This window comes from Halomonas sp. TG39a (assembly GCF_000744395.1).
Taxonomy (GTDB): Bacteria; Pseudomonadota; Gammaproteobacteria; order Pseudomonadales; family Halomonadaceae; genus Vreelandella; species Vreelandella ventosae_B.
In genome coordinates this window covers 2,073,644-2,095,907 of record NZ_JQLV01000001.1, presented here as the reverse complement: position 1 = coordinate 2,095,907, position 22,264 = coordinate 2,073,644, and the positions used below count along the sequence as shown (strand labels likewise).

Here is a 22,264-nt window from a genome sequence, read left to right as displayed (position 1 = left end):
AACCGCCATGCACGATTCATATGCGCGCCGCTTGCGGTGGTTAGTGCGATTAACGCTGGTAGGGGCTCTGTTTACCACGGTGGTCATGTTGGTTGGTGCCTGGACGCGTTTAGTCGATGCGGGGCTAGGCTGCCCTGATTGGCCGGGGTGCTATGGAAAGTTGTTAGTTCCTGATAGTGACTTGGCCACGCTGCGCCATCCTGATGTCCCGCTGGACCCTTTTAAGGCGTGGGTGGAGATGGCGCATCGCTATATCGCAACGCTACTGGGATTGGTGGTACTTAGCGTTGTGGTGTTGGGTTGGCCGTTGCGTCATCGTCGCGATTATCCATGGCATCTGAGTTTGATGCTGCTAGTGGTTATTTTGCTCCAGGGCGCCTTTGGTGCCTTCACCGTTACGCTTAAGTTGTGGCCTCAAGTCGTTACTCTCCATCTGCTGGGCGGGTTGAGCGTACTGTTGCTGTTCTTGTGGGTACATCTTCGCTTACGTCTCGCTGTGGCGCCAACGCCAATAAATGAACCGCGGCGTGCCAATGCATGGTGGGGCATTGCGGCTTGTTTGCTCGTTGCGCAATTGGCGCTAGGCGGCTGGGTAACTAGCAATTATGCCGGTGTGGCTTGCCAAGGATTCCCTACTTGCAATGGTCAGTGGTTGCCCGCCATGGACATCAGCGAGGGCTTTCACCTTACCCAGACCGTCGGGCCCAATTACCTGCATGGACAGTTGCATGCCGAGGCACGTACCGCGATTCAAGTGGTTCATCGTTTGGGGGCGCTGCTGCTGGGGGGCGGGCTGATAGCGCTTTGGTGGCGTTATCGGCATTGGCGGAGTGCTGCAAGGCCGCTCGCGATAGTTGTCGGTTTGTATGCGCTGCAGGCTGCGTTGGGGGTTGCCAATGTGGTGCTTTGGTTGCCGCTATGGCTGGCGCTACTGCACACCGCTGGCGCCATTGCGCTGGCCGCTGGGTTGGTTTGGGCGTGGTGGCGTTGGCGCTATCAAGTGGCTGAGGTTTACTCTACGACAACTCATTCACCTTATAACAACGTTATCGCTCAATAAAAGGGAAGCATGCCATGCGCAATATAACAATGACGCTACCCACGGCTGTGCCTTCTATGCTGTGGGGTTGGAAAGAGCTATTGGGCCTGTGCAAGATTAAAGTGGTGGCCGTTATGTTGGTGTGTACGGCCGTAGGGATGGCATTAGCGACCCCAGGCCTACCACCGCTGACGAACGTAATGCTTGGTCTAGCGGGGATCGGTCTCGCCTCTTGCGGTGCGGCTGCTTTTAATCATGTTATCGACCGCCGCCTGGATGCGGTAATGACGCGAACTGCTCGTCGCCCTGTGGCAAGTAAGCGGCTACCCGTGGCGATCGCTCTAGGGTGGGCGTGCATGCTGTCTGTCGCGGGTGTTGGGCTATTGGCGTGGCAGGTTAACCACTTAACAGCTGCGCTCACCTTTGCCTCCCTGATTGGCTATGCGCTGATTTATACTGCTTTTTTAAAACGTGCTACGCCACAAAATATCGTTATTGGTGGGGTAGCTGGCGCGGCGCCGCCACTTTTAGGTTGGGTCGCTATCACAGGGCACATCAGCTCTGAATCGCTGCTGCTGATGCTGATTATTTTTGCCTGGACGCCGCCACATTTCTGGGCCCTGGCTATTCATAAGCGCGATGATTATGCACGTGCGGGGATTCCCATGCTGCCTGTTACGCATGGCATTCCTTTTACACGGCTGCAAATTTGGCTGTATGGGTGGTTAACCGTGTTGGCCACCTTAATGCCGGTGATGATTGGCATGAGTGGCGCACTCTATCTGTTCGTCGTGATGTGTCTTAATGCACGCTTTATGGTGTGGAATTGGCGAGTATGGCGCGGGCAGGATCCCGCCGCCCCCATTAACGCGTTCTGGTTCTCGATTCGCTACCTATTGGGTGTTTTCGGTGCGCTATTACTCGATCATTACGCTGCCGTGCTTGTTTGGTAAGCCCGTGTAGCAAGTGGCTAGTGGAGTAAATATTTAGCTAGCTGGAACTCAAGCCTGGATGCCATTGGCAGAATGGTGGTATAAGGGTGTACAATTTTCGTCAAGTAATTTATCCGCTTAATGAGGAGTTTCATGAACTCAACGGTAGCGCTGATATTACTGGCCGTGGCGATTGCAGTGATTGTAGGACTATGCATCTACGCATGGGGGTTACGCAAAGAGGTCAGTCGCCGAGAAGCTTATCGGCGCGATGAAGATGCTCGCGCTCAGCAAAACAGCTTAGAAAACCTTGATTATGTCGCCAGCGCACTGGTTCAGGAGCAGGTCGATATCACTGAGGGCGCTTGGCGCTGTAAGGTGCTTCTTGAAATCATTGATCCTAGCTTAACGGAACGAGCGGAATTTAAGGCATTTCTTGACCACCATAGTCGCACTAAACACCTGAATACGCATTCCGCACGTCAGCAATTGACCGCCCGAGAGCGTATGCAGGAGGACAAAGAGCGGTTGATGGTGGAAAATGATATGCGCGAAGCTGTACTCGAAGCCGCTCGGGCAGTGTTAAAGTGGCGTGCTCAAGGTAAAAATGCGTTGCATTAACTATTGGATTTTGGCGGTTTAAACCGCCAAAATGCATAGCAAACTAATTTTTAGTGCCCATCGCGGCATTTTTGCTATGCTGAGGGATGTCGGTATTGGCAAGAAGTTGATATCTTGGCATTGTTGCCTTCTAGCGCTTAGGCGTTAATGATAGGTACACCGTTCTGTATTGACTGGGTTCTAGGTAATGAGTACGTCGTCATTAGTACTGAGAGCTTGGTTCATTAACCAGTGGTTCAGAACAGGCGAAAAATGGATGCTCTCGCAAATAAGAAGCATTGGATAGATTTGGTCACTTATGACCATTTCAGCATTGGATCAAGAAGGAGTCTTGCATGAAAAAATCAACGACTGGGTTGCTAATCGGTTCCGCCCTGGTAGTCGGCCTCTCTGGCTGTGCCAGTTCGGCCTCACAATCTTCCGGCCAATCAAGCGCTAGCAGTGACCGTAGCTGGTATCAGCATCCTGCGGTATGTGGTTTGGCCGGCGGTTTAATTGGTGGCAGCATTGGCTACGCCACCAGCAGCAGTTCTGATGAAGAGAGCGGTGCTGCTACTGGTGCCGCTGCTGGTGCTGCTATCGGCGGTCTGCTATGTGCTGACCGTACGCCTGAGCCGGTTGCACCACAGTGCCCAAGCTATGGCGAAGTGCCTGCTGGTGTTGCTGTTGACGCTGAAGGTTGCCCGCTAGATTCTGACGGCGACGGCGTACCGGACTACCGTGATCAGTGCCCAGGCACACCTGCTGGCGTTGAAGTTAATGCCAATGGTTGCCCGCTTGACTCCGATAACGACGGCGTGCCGGACTACCGTGATCAGTGCCCGAATACACCAGCTGGCGTAGAAGTTAACGCACTTGGTTGCCCGGATAGCGTTGTTCTACAAGATGTTAACTTCGAGTTTGACTCTGCTCAATTGACTTCTAACGCTCAGAATGTCCTGAACGGTGTTGCTGAGCGTTTGGTTAGCAACCCTGATGTGCGTGTAAGCATCGAAGGACACACTGATTCACGCGGTTCTGATGAGTACAACAAAAACTTGTCACAAGAGCGTGCACAGTCTGTTGCATCTTACCTCGCTAGCCGTGGTGTAGAAGCCAACCGCATGCGTGCAGTAGGTTACGGTGAAGAGCAGCCGGTCGCGTCTAACGAGACTGAAGAAGGCCGCTTCCAGAACCGTCGCGTTGAATTGGACGAGTGGAACTAAGTTCACTTATCCTCTGAGGGTTGTTGATTGCCTATAAACGGCTAGCTGCAACCCACAGGTAAAGAAACGGGAGGCTTATGCCTCCCGTTTTTATTTTAAGCGGTAGGTAAGTCTGCTAGGCTTGCCGCTGCTTTATAGCGGTACACTTTGCACCTCCCAAGACCATTGATAGCGAAATGTGATCCTTGGTATGGATCACCACTGCGCTCAAGGAACCTGAATGCCTATTGTTACTCTGCCTGACGGCAGTCAAAGAACGTTTGAAGCACCGCTGACCATTATGCAGCTCGCAGAATCCATTGGCCCTGGTTTGGCTAAGGCCTGTATTGCTGGGAAAATCGATGGTGTGCTGGTAGATGCCGCTGACCTGATTGAACAAGACGCGAAAGTGGCCATTATTACCGCGCGTGACGATGAGGGTCTGGAAATTATCCGTCACTCCTGCGCCCATCTAATTGGTCATGCGGTCAAGCAGATGTACCCCGAGGCCAAAATGGCGATCGGGCCGGTCATTGATGACGGTTTTTACTACGATATCGAGTTTGGTCAATCTGTGACGCCGGAAGACCTGGAAGCGATAGAAAAGCGTATGCAGTCACTGATTGAGAGCGAGTACGATGTCGTACGCGAATACGTTAATCGCGATCAGGCAATGTTGACCTTCTTGCATCGTGATGAGCCGTACAAGCAGGAAATTGTTCGCGATATTCCCGATGACGCGAAAATCCGGCTTTATCATCACGAAGAGTACACTGACATGTGCCGCGGGCCGCACGTGCCGAATACCCGCCACCTAAAAGCGTTCAAGCTGACAAAGCTAGCCGGTGCCTATTGGCGTGGCGACGCTGCAAACACCATGCTAACGCGCATCTACGGCACCGCATGGGGCGATAAAAAGCAGCTTAAAGCGTATCTCAAGCGTCTTGAGGAAGCCGAGAAGCGCGACCATCGTAAGCTCGCCCGCAAGATGGACTTATTCCATATTCAAGAAGAAGCGCCGGGCATGGTGTTTTGGCACCCCAATGGCTGGACGATGTATCAGGCCTTGGAAGAGTACATGCGCAACATTCAGCGCGAGCATGGCTACCAGGAAATCAAAACGCCTCAGGTGGTTGACCTCTCTTTGTGGAAAAAATCCGGGCACTGGGGTCATTACAGTGATCTGATGTTCACCACTGAGTCTGAGAAGCGCGAATACGCGGTCAAACCCATGAACTGTCCTTGCCATGTGCAGGTATTTAATCAGGGGTTGAAAAGCTACCGTGATTTGCCACTGCGTTTAGCCGAGTTTGGTAGCTGCCATCGTAATGAACCTTCCGGCTCTCTGCATGGTCTGATGCGCGTGCGCGGCTTTACCCAGGATGATGCGCATATTTTCTGCACCGAAGGCCAAATACAGGCTGAGGCAGAAGATTTTATAGCGTTAACGCTGCAAGTTTATAAAACGCTCGGTTTCGAAGATGTTGAACTGAAGCTCTCAACGCGCCCGGACGACTTCCTTGGCGAAGCTGAAGTGTGGGATCAGGCCGAACAGGGGCTTGAGGCGGCATTGAATGCAACGGGCTTGGCGTGGGATCTACAGCCAGGTGAGGGGGCTTTTTATGGGCCTAAAATTGAATTTGCACTGCGCGATTGTCTGAATCGTGTCTGGCAGTGTGGTACCCTACAGCTCGATTTTAACTTGCCAGGGCGTTTAGGGGCACAGTACGTTGATGAAGATGGCGTACGTAAGACCCCGGTGATGCTTCACCGCGCGATTTTAGGCTCCTTCGAGCGTTTCTTGGGGATTCTGATTGAGCACTATGCGGGCGCTATGCCATTATGGCTTGCGCCACAGCAAGCGGTTGTCATGACCATCACCGATTCACAGCGCGAATATGCGCTTGATTTGGAGAAACGCCTGCAAAAAAGTGGCTTGCGTGCTAAAGCGGACTTGAGGAACGAGAAGATCGGCTTTAAAATCCGTGAGCATACGTTACAGAAAGTTCCCTATCTCCTTGTGGTGGGAGATAAGGAAGTCGAAGCTGACTCAGTGGCCGTGCGAACACGCAGCGGCGAAAACCTCGGTACAATGACGGTCGATGAATTTATTGAACGCCATACTGCCGAGAGAGCAGCCCTGGCGACATCGTCAATTGCCTAAGGAGACGGAACGATCAAGAGAAGCAACCAGCGCGGGCGTCCAGCAGACAAACGCCCACCAATGAACGAGCGAATTGTCGAAGAAGAAGTGCGTCTTATTGGTAGCGACGGTGAGCAGCTGGGCGTTGTGCCCACCACCGAAGCGCTAGAGCGTGCTGAATCTGAAAGCTTAGATCTCGTGCAAATTTCGAATGCCGATCCCATCGTCTGTAAGATTATGGATTACGGCAAGTTCGTTTTTGAGACCAAGAAGCAGAAAGCGGCTCAAAAGAAGAAGCAGAAGCAAATCCAGGTTAAGGAAGTTAAATTCCGTCCTGGCACCGATGAAGGCGATTATCAGGTAAAGCTTAAAAACCTGACGCGCTTTTTGGAAGGTGGTGACAAGGGCAAAGTCACACTGCGCTTCCGTGGTCGTGAAATGGCGCACCAGGATATCGGCCGTAAGCTGATGGAAAGGATCGCGGCAGACCTGGAAGAGATCGGAGTGGTAGAGGCCTTTCCTAAAATGGAAGGCCGCCAGATGATCATGATTATTGCCCCGAAAAAGAAGTGATCCAACGGCGATGTCAACGGGCCACCGTTAAACCGGTGGTCGGCCCTGGGTTTTCTAAAAAATATCGAGCGGAGTTTTCCTCATGCCGAAAATCAAAAGCAACAGCGGCGCTGCCAAGCGCTTCAAGAAGACTGCTAATGGCTTTAAGCACAAGCAGTCTCACCGTAGCCACATCTTGACCAAGAAATCGACCAAGCGTAAGCGTCAATTGCGTGGAATGAAGCAGATCCACGCGTCTGATAAAGCGCTCATCCAGCGTATGCTGCCGAATCTATAAGTCGGGTTTTCGTTTTTCTGAGTGCACAATTTTTTTGCCTCAGCCTTAAAGTCAGGAGTGTGTTATGACTCGAGTTAAACGTGGCGTAGTAGCGCGTCGTCGCCATAAAAAAGTATTGAAGCTTGCCAAAGGTTACTACGGTGCCCGTTCGCGTGTTTTCCGCGTTGCCAAGCAAGCCGTTATCAAAGCGGGCCAGTATGCTTACCGTGACCGTCGCAACCGTAAGCGCCAGTTCCGCGCGCTTTGGATCCAGCGTATTAACGCTGGTGCACGCGTAAACGGCATGTCTTACAGCCGTTTTGTAGGCGGTCTTAAGAAAGCCGGTATTGAAATCGACCGTAAAGTATTGGCCGATTTGGCGGTACACGAGAAGGCTGCATTTGCTGCCATCGTGGAAAAAGCCAAGGCTGCCCAATAAGGTAGTATGCACTGGGCGTATGCCCGTGTTACGTGCCTGAGGTCATTTCAGAGTGACCCATCCAGGGGAAGAGCAGCCGCTCTTCCCCTGTTTTTTTGTCACCTTCAACGTGCCACGCCATCTTCACGGATGGACACCGCTTAATTCGGAGTGAAACGGATGGATCACCTTCCTACTCTGGTATCTGAGGCGCGCGACGCCATTCAGGCTGCGCAGAGTGTCGCCGCACTAGACGAGTTACGAGTACGCTACTTAGGTAAGAAAGGTGAGGTAACTGCCTTGCTGAAAGGCCTGGGTAAGCTGTCAGCCGAAGAGCGCCCGGCGGCGGGCGAGCGTATTAATCAAGCCAAGCAAACGCTGGCCGACGAAATTGATGCCAAGCGCGAACAGCTTGAAAGTGCTGCGCTGAGTGCTCGTTTGGCCGCTGAAAGTATTGATGTCACCTTGCCGGGGCGTGGCCAGGCCGGTGGTGGGTTGCATCCCGTGACGCGTACCCTCGAGCGTATAGAGGGTCTGTTCACCCGTATTGGTTATGATGTGGCGATAGGGCCAGAGATTGAGGACGACTATCACAATTTTGAAGCCCTCAATATTCCCGCGCACCATCCCGCTCGTGGTATGGCGGATACGTTCTATTTTGATGCCACGCGCTTGCTGCGTACTCACACTTCGCCGGTGCAAGTGCGCACCATGAAGAGTAGCGAGCCGCCCATCCGTATCGTCTGCCCAGGGCGTGTTTATCGCAGTGACTCTGATCTGACCCACACGCCGATGTTTCATCAGGTTGAAGGGCTGTTGGTCGATGAGGGGGTTAGCTTTGCTGACCTTAAAGGTACCATCGAAGACTTTCTGCAGGCATTTTTCGAGCGCGACGATCTTTCGGTGCGTTTCCGACCCTCCTACTTCCCATTCACTGAGCCTTCCGCCGAAGTGGATATTCAGTGCGTGATGTGTAGCGGGGCTGGCTGTCGCGTCTGTTCCCATAGCGGCTGGCTGGAAGTAATGGGCTGCGGCATGGTGCATCCTGAGGTATTTCGTCACTCGGGCATTGATACCGAGCGCTATACCGGATTTGCCTTCGGAATGGGGGCTGAGCGTTTGGCAATGCTGCGCTACGGCGTGAATGATTTACGCCTGTTCTTTGAAAACGATCTGCGTTTTTTACGTCAATTCGCTTAAGACCGCCGCCGAATACAGGATCAACCATGAAATTTTCAGAACAGTGGCTGCGTGAGTGGGTTTCCCCGCAGCTTGAAACGCAGGCAATGGCCGACCAAATCACCATGGCGGGCTTGGAAGTTGACGCTGTTGAAGCGGTAGCCGCCGTCTTTAGCGGTGTGGTGGTGGCTGAGGTGCTGAGTAAAGAGAAGCATCCTGACGCCGATAAGCTAAATGTCTGCACCGTTAATGACGGTAGTGGCGAACCTGTTCAGGTTGTCTGCGGGGCGCCCAATGTCGATGTTGGCCAGAAAGTACCCTTTGCCCAGGTGGGTGGTGTGCTGCCGGGCGACTTTAAAATCAAAAAAGCCAAGCTGCGCGGCGTTGAGTCGCGGGGGATGATCTGTTCGGCCTCCGAGCTGGGGCTTGAAGAGGAGACGTCGCCTGGCATTCTGGTGCTGTCGGCTTCAGCTCCAGCGGGTGTCGACTTCCGAGCGTTTATGCATCTCAATGACATGACTATTGAGGTCGACCTGACGCCCAATCGCGGTGACTGCCTAAGTGTTAAAGGGCTGGCGCGTGAAGTCGGCGTACTCAATCGCTTGCCGGTTCGCGGTCCCGCAATAGCACCAGTGGCGGCGGAGGTTGAAGATAGCTTTGCGATAAGCATAGAGGCGCCAGAGCAGTGCCCACGCTATCTCGGTCGTGTCATCAAAGGCGTCAATGTTCAGGCTGAAGCACCCCTGTGGATGGTGGAGCGCTTGCGCCGCAGTGGCGTTCGCTCCATTGACCCCGTAGTGGATATTACCAATTACGTCATGCTGGAGTTGGGCCAGCCGATGCACGCCTTTGATCGTGACAACCTGCAAGGGGGGATGGTTGTGCGCATGGCCAAACCAGGTGAGCGGCTAACGCTGCTTGATGGTAATGACGTGGCGCTGCGTCCTGAAACGCTGGTGATTGCCGATCATTCCGGCCCGCTAGCCATGGCAGGGGTGATGGGGGGTGAAAACTCCGGCGTTAATAAAAATACCCAGACTATTTTCCTTGAATCAGCCTTCTTTACGCCGCTTGCCATTGCCGGGCAGGCGCGCTCTTACGGACTGCACACCGACGCATCGCATCGCTTTGAGCGCGGTGTTGATCCGCAGCTGACGCCAGTGGCCGTCGAGCGGGCCACACAGCTGTTGATTGAGATCTGCGGCGGTCAGGCTGGGCCTGTTGTGGAAGCACAAAGTGTCGAGCATATGCCCGTAGAGCGCGCGATTCTGTTGCGCAGTGCGCGTTTAGAGCAGGCGCTTTCCAAGGCCCTCGATAGCGATGATGTGACCGATATTTTGCAACGCCTAGGGCTTGATGTCAGCGTACAGGATGACGGTTGGGCAGTCACCGCGCCAAGCTGGCGTTTTGATCTAGCCATCGAAGAAGATCTTATCGAAGAAGTGGCGCGTATCCACGGCTACAATAATTTGCCGGTACGTCGCCCTGCGGCGCGCTTGGCGTTGCGCTCTGCCGATGAGGCAACGCTCACCCAGGCTCGCTTGCGCCGCCAAATGGTGGCCCGCGGTTTTCAGGAGGCGATTACCTACAGTTTTGTGGCGCCCGAGCTGCAAGCGGTCATGCTGCCTGATGCTGTAAGCCCAGCGCTCGCTAATCCTATCTCGGCTGATATGTCGGTGATGCGCGCTAGCCTGTTTCCCGGCTTGGTGCGTACCATGGAGTACAACCTTAACCGCCAGCAAGCCCGTGTTCGACTGTTTGAAACCGGTTTGGTCTTTAACGGCGAGCTGGATGCATTGTCACAAGTGCCGATGCTCGGCGCCCTGGTGTGTGGCCCAAGGGAAGCCGAGGGCTGGAGTGATGCTAAAGGCCGCGTCGACTTTTACGATCTAAAAGGTGATTTAGAAAGTGTCCTGGCCTTGGGTGGCGACGCTGACGCATGGCGCTTTGAGCCAGCTGAGCACCCAGCGCTTCATCCTGGTCAAAGTGCGCAGCTGCTGCACCATGGAGAGCCCGCTGGCTGGATTGGCACCCTGCATCCGCAAGTGCGCGCCAAGCTGGGCTTAAAAATGGATGCGGTGCTGTTTGAAGTGCGCCTGGATGCACTGAGTCAAGGTCGGATTCCTGCTTTTGAGCCGCTATCACGCTTCCCTGAGGTGCGCCGTGATCTAGCGTTTATACTCAAAGAGGCGACACCTGTGCAGGCGCTACTGGATTGTGCCAAGCAACAAGCAGGCGAATATCTGCAGGATATTAAGCTTTTTGATGTTTATGTCGGTAAAGGTGTCGCCGAAGGGTGCAAGAGTATTGCATTGGGCTTGACCTGGCAGCATCCATCGCGCACGCTAAACGACGAAGAAATCAATCAGTTGGTCGATTCGATTGTCACACAAGTGCGTGTCAAGCTGGATGCGGAGCTGCGCGGCTAAGTTAGTAGTATAGGTAAGTACTATAATTAGTACCTACGTACCTGGGCCACGCCACGATGCTTATCACGTTCTTGGCAATGCGTTTGCCACTGTATGTTGACTACAGGGCGTTTGTTGCTGTGTTTGCTGCAAGGATAAGGAGAAGCCTTATGGGTGCGTTGACCAAAGCAGAGCTAGCTGAACATTTGCATGCGGAGCTAGCGTTGTCTAAACGAGAAGCGAAGGCCATGGTCGAAGCTTTTTTTGAAGAGATTCGAGCCTGTCTACGTGAAAACGAACAGGTTAAGCTGTCGGGGTTTGGTAACTTTGATCTGCGTGATAAGCGCGAGCGACCAGGACGTAACCCCAAAACCGGGGAAGAAATACCTATTTCTGCTCGTCGAGTCGTAACGTTTCGTCCAGGCCAAAAGCTCAAACAGCAGGTCGAACACTATGTAGGCGGTGAGTAGTCTATTAGTCTATGAGGTGCTATTGATTCCAAGGTGGTGGGTTGTGCTCATCGCCACCAATGCTCATAGCTAATCAGACTCATGCTTTGTAAAAGGAGTGCCTTCGGGCGCTCCTTTTCTTCTTGTGATGAGCGTTGGGGTCAGAACGCCTTTGTAGTGTGAGTTCATTGATGCCCTTAAATGCCACCACTTTCAATCAGCCAAGTAATCACCACTTTAATGACGTAGCCCAGCATGCCAGCGCCCAGCACCACAAACAGCATGATGGTGCCAAACTTGCCAGCGTTCGACTTTTTAGCCAGATCCCAAATAATAAAACACATAAATATGATTAAACCGCCAATCATTAGCGGGGTGATCCAAGCCTCGAAGGTTTGCTGCATAGCCACTCCTGTGTGCTGCGTGTGAGTCACCCGTTGCGGGTGATGTGTCTCATTCTAACCAGCCATGTTAATATTTGAGCAAATTCATCGGGTATTTGTCGACTTGACGGTTGGCACTGTGACACTTTGACAGGGGAGTGACGATGCCGAAGCTGAATATTTTGGTGGGCACCATGTATGGCGGTGCCTTAGATGTGGCAGAGCAGGTGAAACCCCTATTTGAGCAGGCGGGTTACGCTGTGGCGATTCTTGAACAGCCTGCTGTCGATGATATTGTCGGTGGCGATGCTGACTTGGTGCTGTTTTGTGTGTCGACCACGGGCAGCGGCGATTTTCCCGGCGGTTTCGTGCCCTTTGTACGCAATTTGCGCGATCAAAGCCCCTCGCTTACCTCGCTTCGTTACGGGCTCATCGCGCTGGGTGACAGCTCTTATGGCGATACCTTCTGTGGCGCAGGTCGCGCGCTTGACGAACTGCTGGCGGACCACGGTGCGACCCGGTTAGGTGAGCGCCTAGAGATTGATGCCATGGAAACCTTTATGGCCGACGATGCTGCCGTGCCCTGGGTGGAAGAGTGGATCGTTGCCCAGCAATTAGAGGTAGCTTAAGCGATGCAGCGAGCGCCTACTTCACCTGAGCGCATTAGCGTTGCGCTGGGCTTGTGTATCGTTATGCTGGCGACGCTGCCTCGCTACGTTGCGGGCGGGCATGAAACCCGCCAGACGCTGATTATCATTGCTCTGGCGCTGGTTGCCTTTGTAGCCGTTATACAGTGGCGCTTATTGGCCTTAGAGGCGCGTAGGCGGTTGCCACAACTGTGCAAACGGTTAGTGGTCATGCTGCTGCTAGGAATGGTTGTCATGGGTGGTTGGCACGCGCTGTTTACGGACTGGATTAGCTGGCAGGTATTCATCTCCCACGGGGCAACCCTTGGCGTGCTGATGCATGCGCTAAGCCTATGGTGGTCAGGTGAGCGTCAAGCTGGCTAGGATTTTTCTGCAGCGATTGAAAAAGTCGCTGCAAGACGCACAAAACAGTAGAATGGCAACAGTAATGCAGTGTGGGGGCCAATAATGAAGCCAAACACACCCTAAAACGGTTAATTGCTCGCTTATTGCCTTGTTTTTATAATCACTGCCCCCATGTTGCGAGCATGGTGCTTGCCACTATGCGTTGGGGTTCTTAAAATTGCCCCTTTGATCTTTTTAGACGCAATCAGCACAATTACATGCAATCAACACAACGCCCAGCCGTTAGAGGACAATTCATGCAAGTTTCTGTCGAGACGACCTCCCAGATCGAACGCCGCATTACCATTCAGGTGCCGGCTGCCGAAATTGACGAGGCCGTTAGCGCTCGCTTGAAAGACACCGCGAAGAATGTTCGCTTGAATGGTTTTCGCCAGGGCCGGGTGCCAATGGCAGTAGTCCAGCAGCGCTACGGCCAAGACGTACGTAACGAGGTGGTCAGCGAAGTAATGCGCGAGCGATACGTGCGCGCTATTACCGAAGAAGGCCTAAACCCGGCTGGCTTCCCGCAAATTGAACCTTCCGTTAACGAATCAGGCAAAGACCTTGAGTTCGTGGCGGTCATGGAAATCTACCCGCAGGTTGAGCTGACCTCCATCGAAGGGACTGAGGTTGAACGCCCGGTGGTTTCCGTCAGCGATGCTGATGTCGACGAAATGATCGATACGCTGCGTAAGCAAAACGCCGGCTGGGAAGAAGTAGACGCTGCTGCAGCCGACGGTGACCAAGTCGCTATCGACTTCCAGGGCTACATCGGTGATGAGCCGTTTGAAGGCGGTAGCGCCGAAGGCCACACGCTGGTCATTGGCTCCAATAGCTTTATTCCTGGTTTTGAAGAGCAGTTGATTGGCGCTAAGGCGGGCGAAGAGAAAACGCTGAACGTCACTTTCCCGGCAGATTACCAAGCCGAGCATTTGGCCGGTAAAGACGCCACCTTTAAAGTCACGGTGCATAAAGTCAGCAGCCAGAAGCTACCCGAAGTCGACGCTGAGTTCATTGAGCGCTTTGGTGTTGAAGGCGGCGACCAGGAAAAATTCCGCGCTGAAATCAAGAAAAACATGACCCGTGAGGCGTCACAAGCCGTTGATAATCGGGTTAAGCAGCAAGTGCTTGATGCGCTGAAAAAGGTTAACGAAATTCCTGTGCCTAGCGCCCTGGTTCAGCAAGAGACAGATGGCATGAAGCGCCAAGCGGCGCAGCAATTTGGTCTGGGCGAAGATTTTGATGTCAGCCAGTTGCCCAACGAACTGTTCGAAGAGCAGGCCAAAGGCCGCGTTCAGGTTGGTCTATTGCTAGCTGAAGTAATCAAAGCTAACGAACTCGATGCTGACGATGACGCTATCAAAGCTAAAGTGACCGAGTTGGCTGAGCAGTACCAGGATCCTGATGAAGTGGTCAGCTACTACATGGGTAATGAAGAGCTGAAAACCCAGGTTAAATCTGCCATTCTCGAAGAGAAAGCGGTTGCTAAGCTACTTGAGCAAACGAACATTAAAGACGTTGAAATGTCTTACCAGCAAGCCCTTGCTGCTGCGCAACAGCAGGCAGAGCAAGGTGAGGGTGCTGAAGAAGGCGAGCAAGCTAGCGCCTAACACCTTGGAACGTGGCGCACCTTTATGTCGGTGCGCCTTTCCCTTCCCGGACGCAAGGAATCACCTGAATGAGTGAGTTTGATATTCAAAACGCCGGTGGTCTAGTACCCATGGTGGTTGAGCAGAGCGCCAAAGGGGAAAGAGCCTACGACATTTACTCACGCCTTTTAAAAGAGCGTGTGATCTTTTTGGTAGGCCCTGTAGAAGACTACATGGCTAATCTGGTTGTCGCCCAATTGCTGTTTCTGGAGTCGGAAAACCCCGATAAAGATATTCACCTGTATATCAACTCGCCGGGTGGGTCGGTCACCGCGGGTATGTCGATTTACGACACGATGCAGTTTGTGAAACCAGATGTCTCTACAGTGTGTATTGGCCAGGCGGCCAGCATGGGCGCGCTGTTGTTGACAGCAGGCGCGGCTGGTAAGCGCTACTGCTTGCCTAACTCGCGGGTGATGATTCACCAGCCGCTGGGCGGTTATCAGGGGCAAGCGTCTGACATCGAAATTCATACCCGTGAAATTCTGGGTATTCGTGAGAAACTGAATCAAATTCTTGCCCATCATACGGGGCAGGATATTGAAGACGTTTCGCGTGATACCGACCGGGATAATTTTATGAGCGCCAATAAAGCCAAAGAGTATGGTTTGATTGATGCAGTGCTGGATAAGCGGCCTACATCCTGATAGCGTGATAGGATTCTGCTTTTCTAACGAGCTTTTCCGGCGGCGAAAGCCGCCGCAGTGATAGAGGTATGCGAATGGCCGACGGCAAAGGCAAGGACGAAGGTGGCAAACTGCTCTACTGCTCGTTTTGTGGCAAAAATCAAAACGAAGTGCGTAAGCTGATTGCGGGCCCGTCCGTTTATATCTGCGATGAGTGTGTCGACTTATGTAATGACATCATTCGCGAGGAAGTTCTCGAAGCCGATGCCGAGAGCGATGAGGAGCGTTTACCTACGCCTCGCGAAATACGTCATACGCTTGATGATTATGTTATCGGACAGGATCGCGCCAAAATGGTGCTTTCCGTAGCGGTGTATAATCACTACAAGCGTCTGAAAACAGATGTACGTGACGGCGATGTAGAACTAGGTAAATCAAACATTCTGCTGATTGGTCCCACTGGTAGCGGTAAAACGCTGCTGGCGGAAACAATGGCACGGCTACTGAATGTACCTTTTACCATTGCGGACGCAACCACGCTGACGGAAGCCGGCTATGTCGGTGAAGATGTTGAAAACATCATCCAGAAGCTGTTGCAGAAGTGTGATTACGACGTCGAGAAAGCCGAGCGCGGTATCGTCTATATCGATGAAATCGATAAGATTTCACGCAAATCGGATAACCCTTCAATCACTCGCGATGTGTCGGGTGAAGGTGTTCAGCAAGCATTGCTGAAGCTGATTGAAGGCACGACAGCTTCTGTGCCGCCTCAGGGCGGACGCAAACATCCGCAGCAGGAGTTTGTCCAAGTTAATACGGGCAATATTCTGTTCATCGTCGGCGGTGCTTTTGCGGGGCTGGATAAAGTTATTCGCGATCGCGCTGAGAAGGGCGGCATCGGTTTCAACGCGGCGGTAAAAAGCAAGGAGTCCTCCCGCGGGGTGGGTGAGCTGTTGGCCGACGTAGAGCCTGATGATCTGGTTAAATTTGGTTTGATTCCAGAGTTTGTGGGTCGCTTGCCGATCATCGCGACGTTGATGGAACTCACCGAAGATGCCCTGGTGCAGATTCTTACCGAGCCCAAAAACTCGCTGGTTAAGCAGTATGCCAAGCTGTTTGAGATGGAAGACGTAACGCTTGAGTTCAGAGATGAAGCGTTACGTGCGGTGGCTGAAAAAGCCATGGAGCGTAAGACAGGTGCTCGCGGGCTGCGCTCTATCTTAGAGTCGGTGTTACTGGATACCATGTACGAAATTCCATCACTTGACGGCGTCAGTAAGGTCGTTATCGACGCTTCAGTTATCGCTGGAGAAAGTGAGCCACTGTTGATCTACTCTCAGCAGGAAGAAGCACGTGTCGACGGCACTGATGGTTAGTGGTTAGTCGAGTATTGCGGCCCAGCTTCAACCGCTTACGCTAAACCAAGGGGTCGCCTAGGCGACCCCTTGTTCTTGCAGAGTTATTGCAGAGCTATGGTGTAGAGAGTTCTGGTGTAGAAGACTCTTATAAAGCGTGTGATGAAATCTAGCGATCTAGCTAGAGAGCTACAAAGCCTAATTCGTGAAGTGTTACTGCCTAGCCGATTCAATGTTAACGTTTTTAAACGTCAGCATTTTGAAAAGTGTGCAGTACTTTTCCAAGTACTCCTTTAAGTACTCATCCGATTTGTCGAGGAACGTCTGCGATGCAGCAGAACGCCGAACAGACACAATGTCTACCCCTGTTACCATTGCGCGATGTGGTTGTTTATCCGCAAATGGTCATCCCCCTTTTTGTAGGTCGTGAAAAGTCTATCCAGGCGCTCGAAGCGGCGATGGAGGCTGATAAGCGTGTGCTACTGGTGGCTCAGCGTGAAGCGTCTCAAGATGAGCCTGACAACGCGGATCTTTACGCAATGGGCACCGTGGCCGATATCATGCAACTACTTAAGTTGCCTGATGGTACGGTCAAAGTCCTTATTGAGGGCAATTTCCGGGCGGATGTTCTGAGTGTGGAAGAGAACGCCGCAGGCTACACTCAAGCCCATTTAACGCCCCGGGAGAGTGAGCCGCTTACCAGCCGTGAGCAGGAAGCGCTGGTTCGCGTGCTACTCAACCAGTTCGAGCAGTACGTTAAGCTCTCCAAAAAAGTCCCCAACGAAGTGCTTAATTCGTTGTCGGGGATTGAAGATCCAAGCCGTTTGGTGGACACCATTTGTGCCCATCTGTCGCTTAAGATTGGCGACAAACAAGAGCTGCTTGAGATGGATCGCGTGCGCGATCGTATTGAGCACCTGATGGCGCTGATTGAGTCAGAAATCGACCTGCTTCAGGTAGAGAAGCGCATCCGCTCGCGGGTTAAAGAGCAGATGGAGAAGACTCAGCGCGAGTACTATCTCAACGAGCAAATGAAAGCCATCCAGAAAGAGATGGGTGAGCTGGATAATGTGCCCAATGAGGCCGAGAAGTACGAGCTGGCGATTAAAGAGTCCGGTATGCCGAAGGAGGCGTCTGAGAAAGCCACGCAAGAGCTCAACAAGCTCAAAATGATGGCCTCAAACTCCGCCGAAGCAACCGTGGTGCGCTCTTACCTGGATTGGTTAGTCGCTGTTCCATGGAAAAAGCGTACCCGCGTCAAACATGATCTTGTCAAAGCGCAGCAGGTGCTGGATGAAGATCATTACGGGCTGGAAGAGGTTAAAGCGCGCATCCTGGAATATCTTGCCGTGCAGAAGCGCGTGCGCAAGATGAAGGGCCCTGTGCTGTGCCTCGTCGGGCCGCCTGGGGTGGGCAAGACGTCGCTTGGCCAGTCCATCGCCCGTGCCACCAATCGTAAATATGTGCGTTTGGCGCTGGGTGGTGTTCGTGATGAGTCGGAAATTCGTGGTCATAGGCGTACCTATATTGGCTCGCTGCCGGGTAAGTTAATGCAGCGGATGAGCCGGGCTGGGGTTAAAAACCCACTGTTCCTGTTGGATGAGGTCGACAAGCTAGGCATGGATCACCGCGGTGACCCGGCGTCTGCACTGCTCGAAGTGCTCGATCCCGAGCAGAACAACAGCTTCAGCGATCACTACCTTGAGCTTGACTACGATCTCTCCGAGACGCTGTTCATCTGTACCGCTAACTCGATGAATATTCCCAGCGCCTTGCTTGACCGTATGGAGATTATTCGTCTGCCGGGTTACACCGAAGATGAGAAGTTGGCTATCGCTAAGCGCTACTTATTACCCAAGCAACTAGCCGCGAACGGTTTAAAAGGCGATGAGTTAACGCTGGAAGACAGCGCGCTTTTAGAGCTTATTCGCTACTATACCCGCGAAGCGGGTGTGCGTGAGCTGGAGCGGCAGATTGCCAAAGTGTCGCGCAAGGTGTTGCGTGAGCGGCTTGAGAAAGAGCGTGACCCGCAAGCCGCCCAAGCGGGGCAGAGCTTAACGGCTGAGCAAATTGAGCACTACGCGGGCGTGCGCCGCTACAGTTATGGCTTGGCGGAACAGGACGACCAGATCGGCCGAGTAACAGGGCTTGCCTGGACATCGGTGGGTGGTGAGCTGCTCAACATCGAGTCAGTGGTGACGCCGGGTAAAGGGCGGATCAACAAGACCGGATCGCTGGGCGATGTGATGAAAGAGTCAGTGAGTGCCGCCCACACAGTGGTGCGCGCCAGGGCTGAAACTTATGGCATTGATCCCGAGCGGTTTGAAAAAGAGGATCTGCATATCCACGTGCCGGAAGGGGCAACGCCGAAAGATGGCCCCAGTGCGGGTATTGCCATGGTGACGGCGATCGTTTCCGCTTACACCCAGCGTGCGGTACGCTGTGATGTGGCAATGACCGGTGAAGTCAATCTGCGCGGAGAAGTATTGCCGATTGGAGGGTTGAAGGAGAAATTGCTGGCAGCTCGCCGCGGTGGTATAAAGACAGTGCTAATTCCTGAAGAAAACCGTCGTGATCTCAAGGAAGTACCTGACAATATCAAAGGTGCATTGGATATTCGTCCGGTACGCTGGATAGATGATGTCTTAGCCGTAGCGCTAGCTGATAAGGTAGAAGACGGTGCGCCATTGAAAAGCACCGAAGCATCGTTTAGTAATACCGTTGTTGCTAGTACCCATTAAGCTGTTAAAGTCCTCGTTGGTATTTAATTTTACTTAATATTTGCCCGCCGCTTGTGTGGCGGGTATATCGCAGTATGGTTGCTTGACAGATGTTTCAAGGCATTGCTATAAAACGCAGCTATGCTTTGATCGTCGTATCCATCGGTAACCATGCCGTTCAGAGCCATTTTTTGAAACAGTCAAGGGGTGAAGAGTGAATAAGTCCGAGCTGATTGAAGCCATTGCCGCGTCTGCAGATATTCCCAAAGCAGCGGCAACCCGCGCATTGGATGCCATGGTGGAGTCTGTCACCGATAGCCTTAAGAAGGGCGAAAGCGTATCTCTGGTAGGTTTTGGTACCTTCGCGATCAAAGAGCGTGCTGCTCGTACTGGCCGCAACCCACAAACGGGTGAGCCAATTCAGATCAGTGCTGCCAAAGTACCCAGCTTCAAAGCAGGTAAAGCGCTGAAAGACGCCGTCAACTAATTTGACCGCGTTTGCTGTAACCTAATGGGCGCATCGCATTGGCGATGCGCCCATGTTATTTTCTAACCCACTATTTATTAGGGGTTAGCGGGCCGATCTGTTTGGCTGTGACTATCTGAGGCTAGCATGCTGCAAAGTATTCGAGATGGCTCCAGGAGCTGGGGTGCCAAAATTATTATTGGTGTTATGGTCGCTGCCATGGCACTTTTCGGGATTGAGTCACTGTTTGGGCTTTTTGGCGATGATCCAAACGAAGTAGCGAGTGTTAACGGTCAGCCGATTATGCGCCAGCAGCTTGAGCTTGAGGTTCAGCGTGCGCTGCGTTCCGGCCAAGTACCGCCAGAGCAAGAGCGCGCTCTGCGCCGCGATATGCTCGATCAGTTGATCACTCAGCAACTGCTATCCCAGTATGCTGAGGAGGGTGGTTTTGCCGTTTCTGAACAGCAATTAGATCAGTTAATTGTCAGCCTGCCGGAGTTTCACGACCAAGATGGCCGCTTCTCCGCCGAGGTATTCCGCAATCGCCTCGCCAGTGCAGGCTATACGCCGGTTGCCTTCCGTGAAGAGTTACGTGTCGATATTCAGCGGCAGCATTTACAGCAAGGCTTAGCCTTCAGCGATTTTAGCCTGCCGAACGAACAAGAGCGCCTAGCCGAGCTACAGCGCCAGCAACGTAGCTTTCGCTACCTGATCCTGGATAGCGACGATGTCGAGGCTGATGTCGGTGTTAGCGAGGACGATCTCCAGGCTTATTATGATGCCCACCAGGAGCGCTATGAGCGTCCTGAGCAGGTGCGCCTTGAATATGTGTTAATTGACCGCCAAGCCATGGCGGAGGGGCGTGACGTAGACGAAGAGACACTGCGTGATGCATGGCGTGAGCAAAACCGTGATGCCGATCGCCGTGTATCCCATATAATGATCACCTTTGGTGATGAGCGCAGCCGGGATGAAGCGCAGCAGTTGGCTGAGACCGCCCGAGAAGCGCTGGACAACGGTGAGTCGTTTGCCGATACAGCCGTTCGCTACTCTGATGATACCGCCAGTGCGGAAGAGGGTGGTGATCTTGGGGTAATTAGCCGTGGTTTCTTTGGCGACAGCTTTGATGAAGCTGCCTTTGGCCTTGAAGAGGGCGATGTTTCCCAGCCGGTTGAGCTGGATAGCGCTTTCCATATTATCCAAGTGACGGATATTCAGGGGCCCACCTTTGAAGAGCAGCGCGATGAATTGGCGCGTGAAGTCGCACTACGTGATGTAGATGATGAGTTTAATCAGCGGGTTCAGCAATTAATCGATGAGAGCTTCGCTGCCGATGACTTGCAGAGTGTTGCCGATGATCTTGATCTGACCCTGCAGGAGAGCGACTGGCTCGCCAGTGATGATGAGGCGGAAGGCGTGTTATCTGAGCCGGGTGTAATGTCGGCGGCGTTTAGCAGCGATGTGCTTGAAGAGGGCTACAACAGTGAAGTGATCGAGTTGGATCAGGATCGTCGTTTGGTGCTTCGAGTTGCCGAGCAGCGCGATGCGACATTGCTGCCGCTGGATGAAGTACGTGAAGAGGTTGAAGTATCGGTAGCCGCCGAGCTGCAGCAACAAGCGCTGCGTGAAGAGGCGCAGGCGCTGGTCGCCAACCTGCGAGAAGATCAGCAGGTGGATGTTGATTGGCTCGAAGCCAATAACGTAAGCCGCCAAGCTGACACCACTGTGCCTCAGTTGATTGTTCAGGAAGCCTTCCGCATGGCGCGCCCCGAAGAGGGCGAGAGCGTCTATCGCACGGTTGAACTCCCGCAAGGTGTTGCTGTGGTGGCTCTGGATGGCGTCAGAGATGGTGAGGTCGATGAACAGATGGAGGCGTTTGTTGCCCAAATGGCCGAGCAGTTGCGTGCTCAATCGGTGCTGCAGGGATTAATTGATGACCTACGCAGCGATGCGGATATACAGCGGTAGGCACGCTTAAGTCCGAGTTTAAAATAGTAATAGCAAAAAAAAGCCGATCTCGTGATCGGCTTTTTAATGCGTAAAATGCGCTTAGGCGTCAGGCAGTTGCGTTAAAGAAAACTGACGCAGCCGTGGCGCCGTGTGGTCGCTGCGCTCGATAATAATATCCCAGCCGTGCTGAGCATCCCAGTCGCCTAGCACATAGCGTTTGGCCGGCACATCTTCTACCGTCAAGTCATGGACGTGCGGACGGTGGGTGTGACCATGAATCATGGTGCTCACACCGTGGCGCTCCATGACATGGATGACCTCCTGGTGAGTGACATCCATGATCGCCTCAGCCTTATTGGCATTGGCCTCACCCGATTGCGTGCGCAAACTCTGGGCAAGCGCTACGCGCTGCTCCAAAGGTAGCGCAAGCATTTGTGCCTGCCATTCAGGGTTGCGCGACTGCTGGCGAAAAGCCATATAGGCTTCATCCCGAGTACACAGGCTGTCGCCGTGCAACAGCACAATCGGTACGCCCTGAATTTCCACTTCCTCAATATCCGGTAGTAGAAACGCCTGACAGGCATTGATAAAGCGCTCGCCGAGCAGAAAGTCGCGGTTGCCGTGCATTAAATACACAGCGGTGCCATCGCTGCTAAGTTTGCGTAAATGCTTGATAACCTCTTGGGCAACACCGCAAAGTGGGTGCGTATTGGCGTCGAGTAGATCATCGCCAATCCAGGCATCAAAAAGGTCACCAAGAATATACAGCGCGTCGGCTCCTGGAGCGGTGTGCTCTAAATAGCGGTAAAACCCCTGGTTGATCTCTGGGGTATCGCTACTCAGATGAAGATCGGCAACAAGCAGTGTGCGCATAAGGCTCCC

Annotated in this window: 21 protein-coding genes; 19 read left to right on the top strand and 2 right to left on the bottom strand. The window is 53.1% G+C overall.

The genetic code is table 11. From position 1 onward, the window contains the following. Positions 1-7: 7 nt before the first annotated feature. The 11 genes from U738_RS09320 (at position 8) to U738_RS09270 (ending at position 11,223) form a co-directional block, all read left to right on the top strand. A complete protein-coding gene (locus tag U738_RS09320; protein ID WP_035579547.1) occupies positions 8-1,060 on the top strand; it encodes a COX15/CtaA family protein in 1,053 nt (350 codons plus the stop codon). A 14-nt stretch (positions 1,061-1,074) separates the two neighbouring features. Further along, complete coding sequence (gene cyoE, locus U738_RS09315) at positions 1,075-1,992, top strand: heme o synthase (RefSeq protein ID WP_035579545.1); 918 nt, start codon at positions 1,075-1,077, stop codon at positions 1,990-1,992. A 132-nt stretch (positions 1,993-2,124) separates the two neighbouring features. Next, positions 2,125-2,592 (top strand): DUF2489 domain-containing protein, encoded by a 468-nt coding sequence (locus U738_RS09310; RefSeq protein ID WP_035579544.1) that lies wholly within the window; start codon positions 2,125-2,127, stop codon positions 2,590-2,592. Positions 2,593-2,927: 335 nt separating this feature from the next. After that, positions 2,928-3,797: an OmpA family protein gene (locus U738_RS09305; protein ID WP_035579542.1), complete on the top strand. Its 870-nt coding sequence runs from the start codon at positions 2,928-2,930 to the stop codon at positions 3,795-3,797. 220 nt (positions 3,798-4,017) lie between these two features. After that, positions 4,018-5,940: a threonine--tRNA ligase gene (gene thrS, locus U738_RS09300; protein ID WP_035579540.1), complete on the top strand. Its 1,923-nt coding sequence runs from the start codon at positions 4,018-4,020 to the stop codon at positions 5,938-5,940. A 60-nt stretch (positions 5,941-6,000) separates the two neighbouring features. Further along, positions 6,001-6,492: a translation initiation factor IF-3 gene (gene infC, locus U738_RS09295; RefSeq protein ID WP_009287797.1), complete on the top strand. Its 492-nt coding sequence runs from the start codon at positions 6,001-6,003 to the stop codon at positions 6,490-6,492. Between the two features lie 82 nt (positions 6,493-6,574). After that, on the top strand, positions 6,575-6,769 hold the full coding sequence (gene rpmI, locus U738_RS09290) for a 50S ribosomal protein L35 (RefSeq protein ID WP_027959586.1): 195 nt from the start codon (positions 6,575-6,577) through the stop codon (positions 6,767-6,769). A gap of 64 nt (positions 6,770-6,833) precedes the next feature. Continuing rightward, entirely contained in the window at positions 6,834-7,187 is a 354-nt protein-coding gene (rplT, locus tag U738_RS09285) for a 50S ribosomal protein L20 (protein WP_007114344.1), read from the top strand. A 159-nt stretch (positions 7,188-7,346) separates the two neighbouring features. Beyond that, positions 7,347-8,366: a phenylalanine--tRNA ligase subunit alpha gene (gene pheS / locus U738_RS09280; RefSeq protein WP_035579538.1), complete on the top strand. Its 1,020-nt coding sequence runs from the start codon at positions 7,347-7,349 to the stop codon at positions 8,364-8,366. Between the two features lie 26 nt (positions 8,367-8,392). Then, the gene (gene pheT, locus U738_RS09275; RefSeq protein WP_035579535.1) at positions 8,393-10,774 is read left to right on the top strand and encodes a phenylalanine--tRNA ligase subunit beta; all 2,382 of its coding nucleotides are present in this window, start codon (positions 8,393-8,395) and stop codon (positions 10,772-10,774) included. Between the two features lie 149 nt (positions 10,775-10,923). Continuing rightward, positions 10,924-11,223, top strand: a complete 300-nt coding sequence (locus U738_RS09270; RefSeq protein ID WP_035579533.1) for an integration host factor subunit alpha — start codon at positions 10,924-10,926, stop codon at positions 11,221-11,223. Between the two features lie 176 nt (positions 11,224-11,399). On the opposite strand, the gene U738_RS09265 is transcribed toward U738_RS09270, so the two are convergent. Beyond that, complete coding sequence (locus U738_RS09265) at positions 11,400-11,606, bottom strand: DUF2788 domain-containing protein (protein ID WP_035579531.1); 207 nt, start codon at positions 11,604-11,606, stop codon at positions 11,400-11,402. Between the two features lie 143 nt (positions 11,607-11,749). Here U738_RS09265 and U738_RS09260 point away from each other — a divergent pair, with 143 nt between their 5' ends. From U738_RS09260 to U738_RS09225, 8 genes are all read left to right on the top strand, one after another. Next, the gene (locus U738_RS09260) at positions 11,750-12,214 is read left to right on the top strand and encodes a flavodoxin (protein ID WP_035579530.1); all 465 of its coding nucleotides are present in this window, start codon (positions 11,750-11,752) and stop codon (positions 12,212-12,214) included. A gap of 3 nt (positions 12,215-12,217) precedes the next feature. Further along, on the top strand, positions 12,218-12,595 hold the full coding sequence (locus U738_RS09255; RefSeq protein ID WP_035579528.1) for a hypothetical protein: 378 nt from the start codon (positions 12,218-12,220) through the stop codon (positions 12,593-12,595). Between the two features lie 278 nt (positions 12,596-12,873). Then, positions 12,874-14,226 (top strand): trigger factor, encoded by a 1,353-nt coding sequence (gene tig, locus U738_RS09250; RefSeq protein WP_035579526.1) that lies wholly within the window; start codon positions 12,874-12,876, stop codon positions 14,224-14,226. Positions 14,227-14,294: 68 nt separating this feature from the next. Further along, positions 14,295-14,912 (top strand): ATP-dependent Clp endopeptidase proteolytic subunit ClpP, encoded by a 618-nt coding sequence (gene clpP / locus U738_RS09245; protein ID WP_035579525.1) that lies wholly within the window; start codon positions 14,295-14,297, stop codon positions 14,910-14,912. Between the two features lie 74 nt (positions 14,913-14,986). Continuing rightward, entirely contained in the window at positions 14,987-16,267 is a 1,281-nt protein-coding gene (gene clpX, locus U738_RS09240) for an ATP-dependent Clp protease ATP-binding subunit ClpX (protein ID WP_035579522.1), read from the top strand. Between the two features lie 308 nt (positions 16,268-16,575). After that, complete coding sequence (gene lon, locus U738_RS09235) at positions 16,576-18,987, top strand: endopeptidase La (protein WP_035579520.1); 2,412 nt, start codon at positions 16,576-16,578, stop codon at positions 18,985-18,987. A gap of 193 nt (positions 18,988-19,180) precedes the next feature. Then, on the top strand, positions 19,181-19,453 hold the full coding sequence (locus U738_RS09230) for an HU family DNA-binding protein (protein ID WP_035579518.1): 273 nt from the start codon (positions 19,181-19,183) through the stop codon (positions 19,451-19,453). 126 nt (positions 19,454-19,579) lie between these two features. Beyond that, positions 19,580-21,400, top strand: coding sequence for a SurA N-terminal domain-containing protein (locus U738_RS09225; protein WP_035579516.1), 1,821 nt, complete (start codon positions 19,580-19,582; stop codon positions 21,398-21,400). Between the two features lie 81 nt (positions 21,401-21,481). Here the strand turns inward: U738_RS09225 and U738_RS09220 are convergent, their stop codons facing one another. Further along, on the bottom strand, positions 21,482-22,255 hold the full coding sequence (locus U738_RS09220; protein WP_035579515.1) for a UDP-2,3-diacylglucosamine diphosphatase: 774 nt from the start codon (positions 22,253-22,255) through the stop codon (positions 21,482-21,484). Positions 22,256-22,264: the final 9 nt, after the last annotated feature.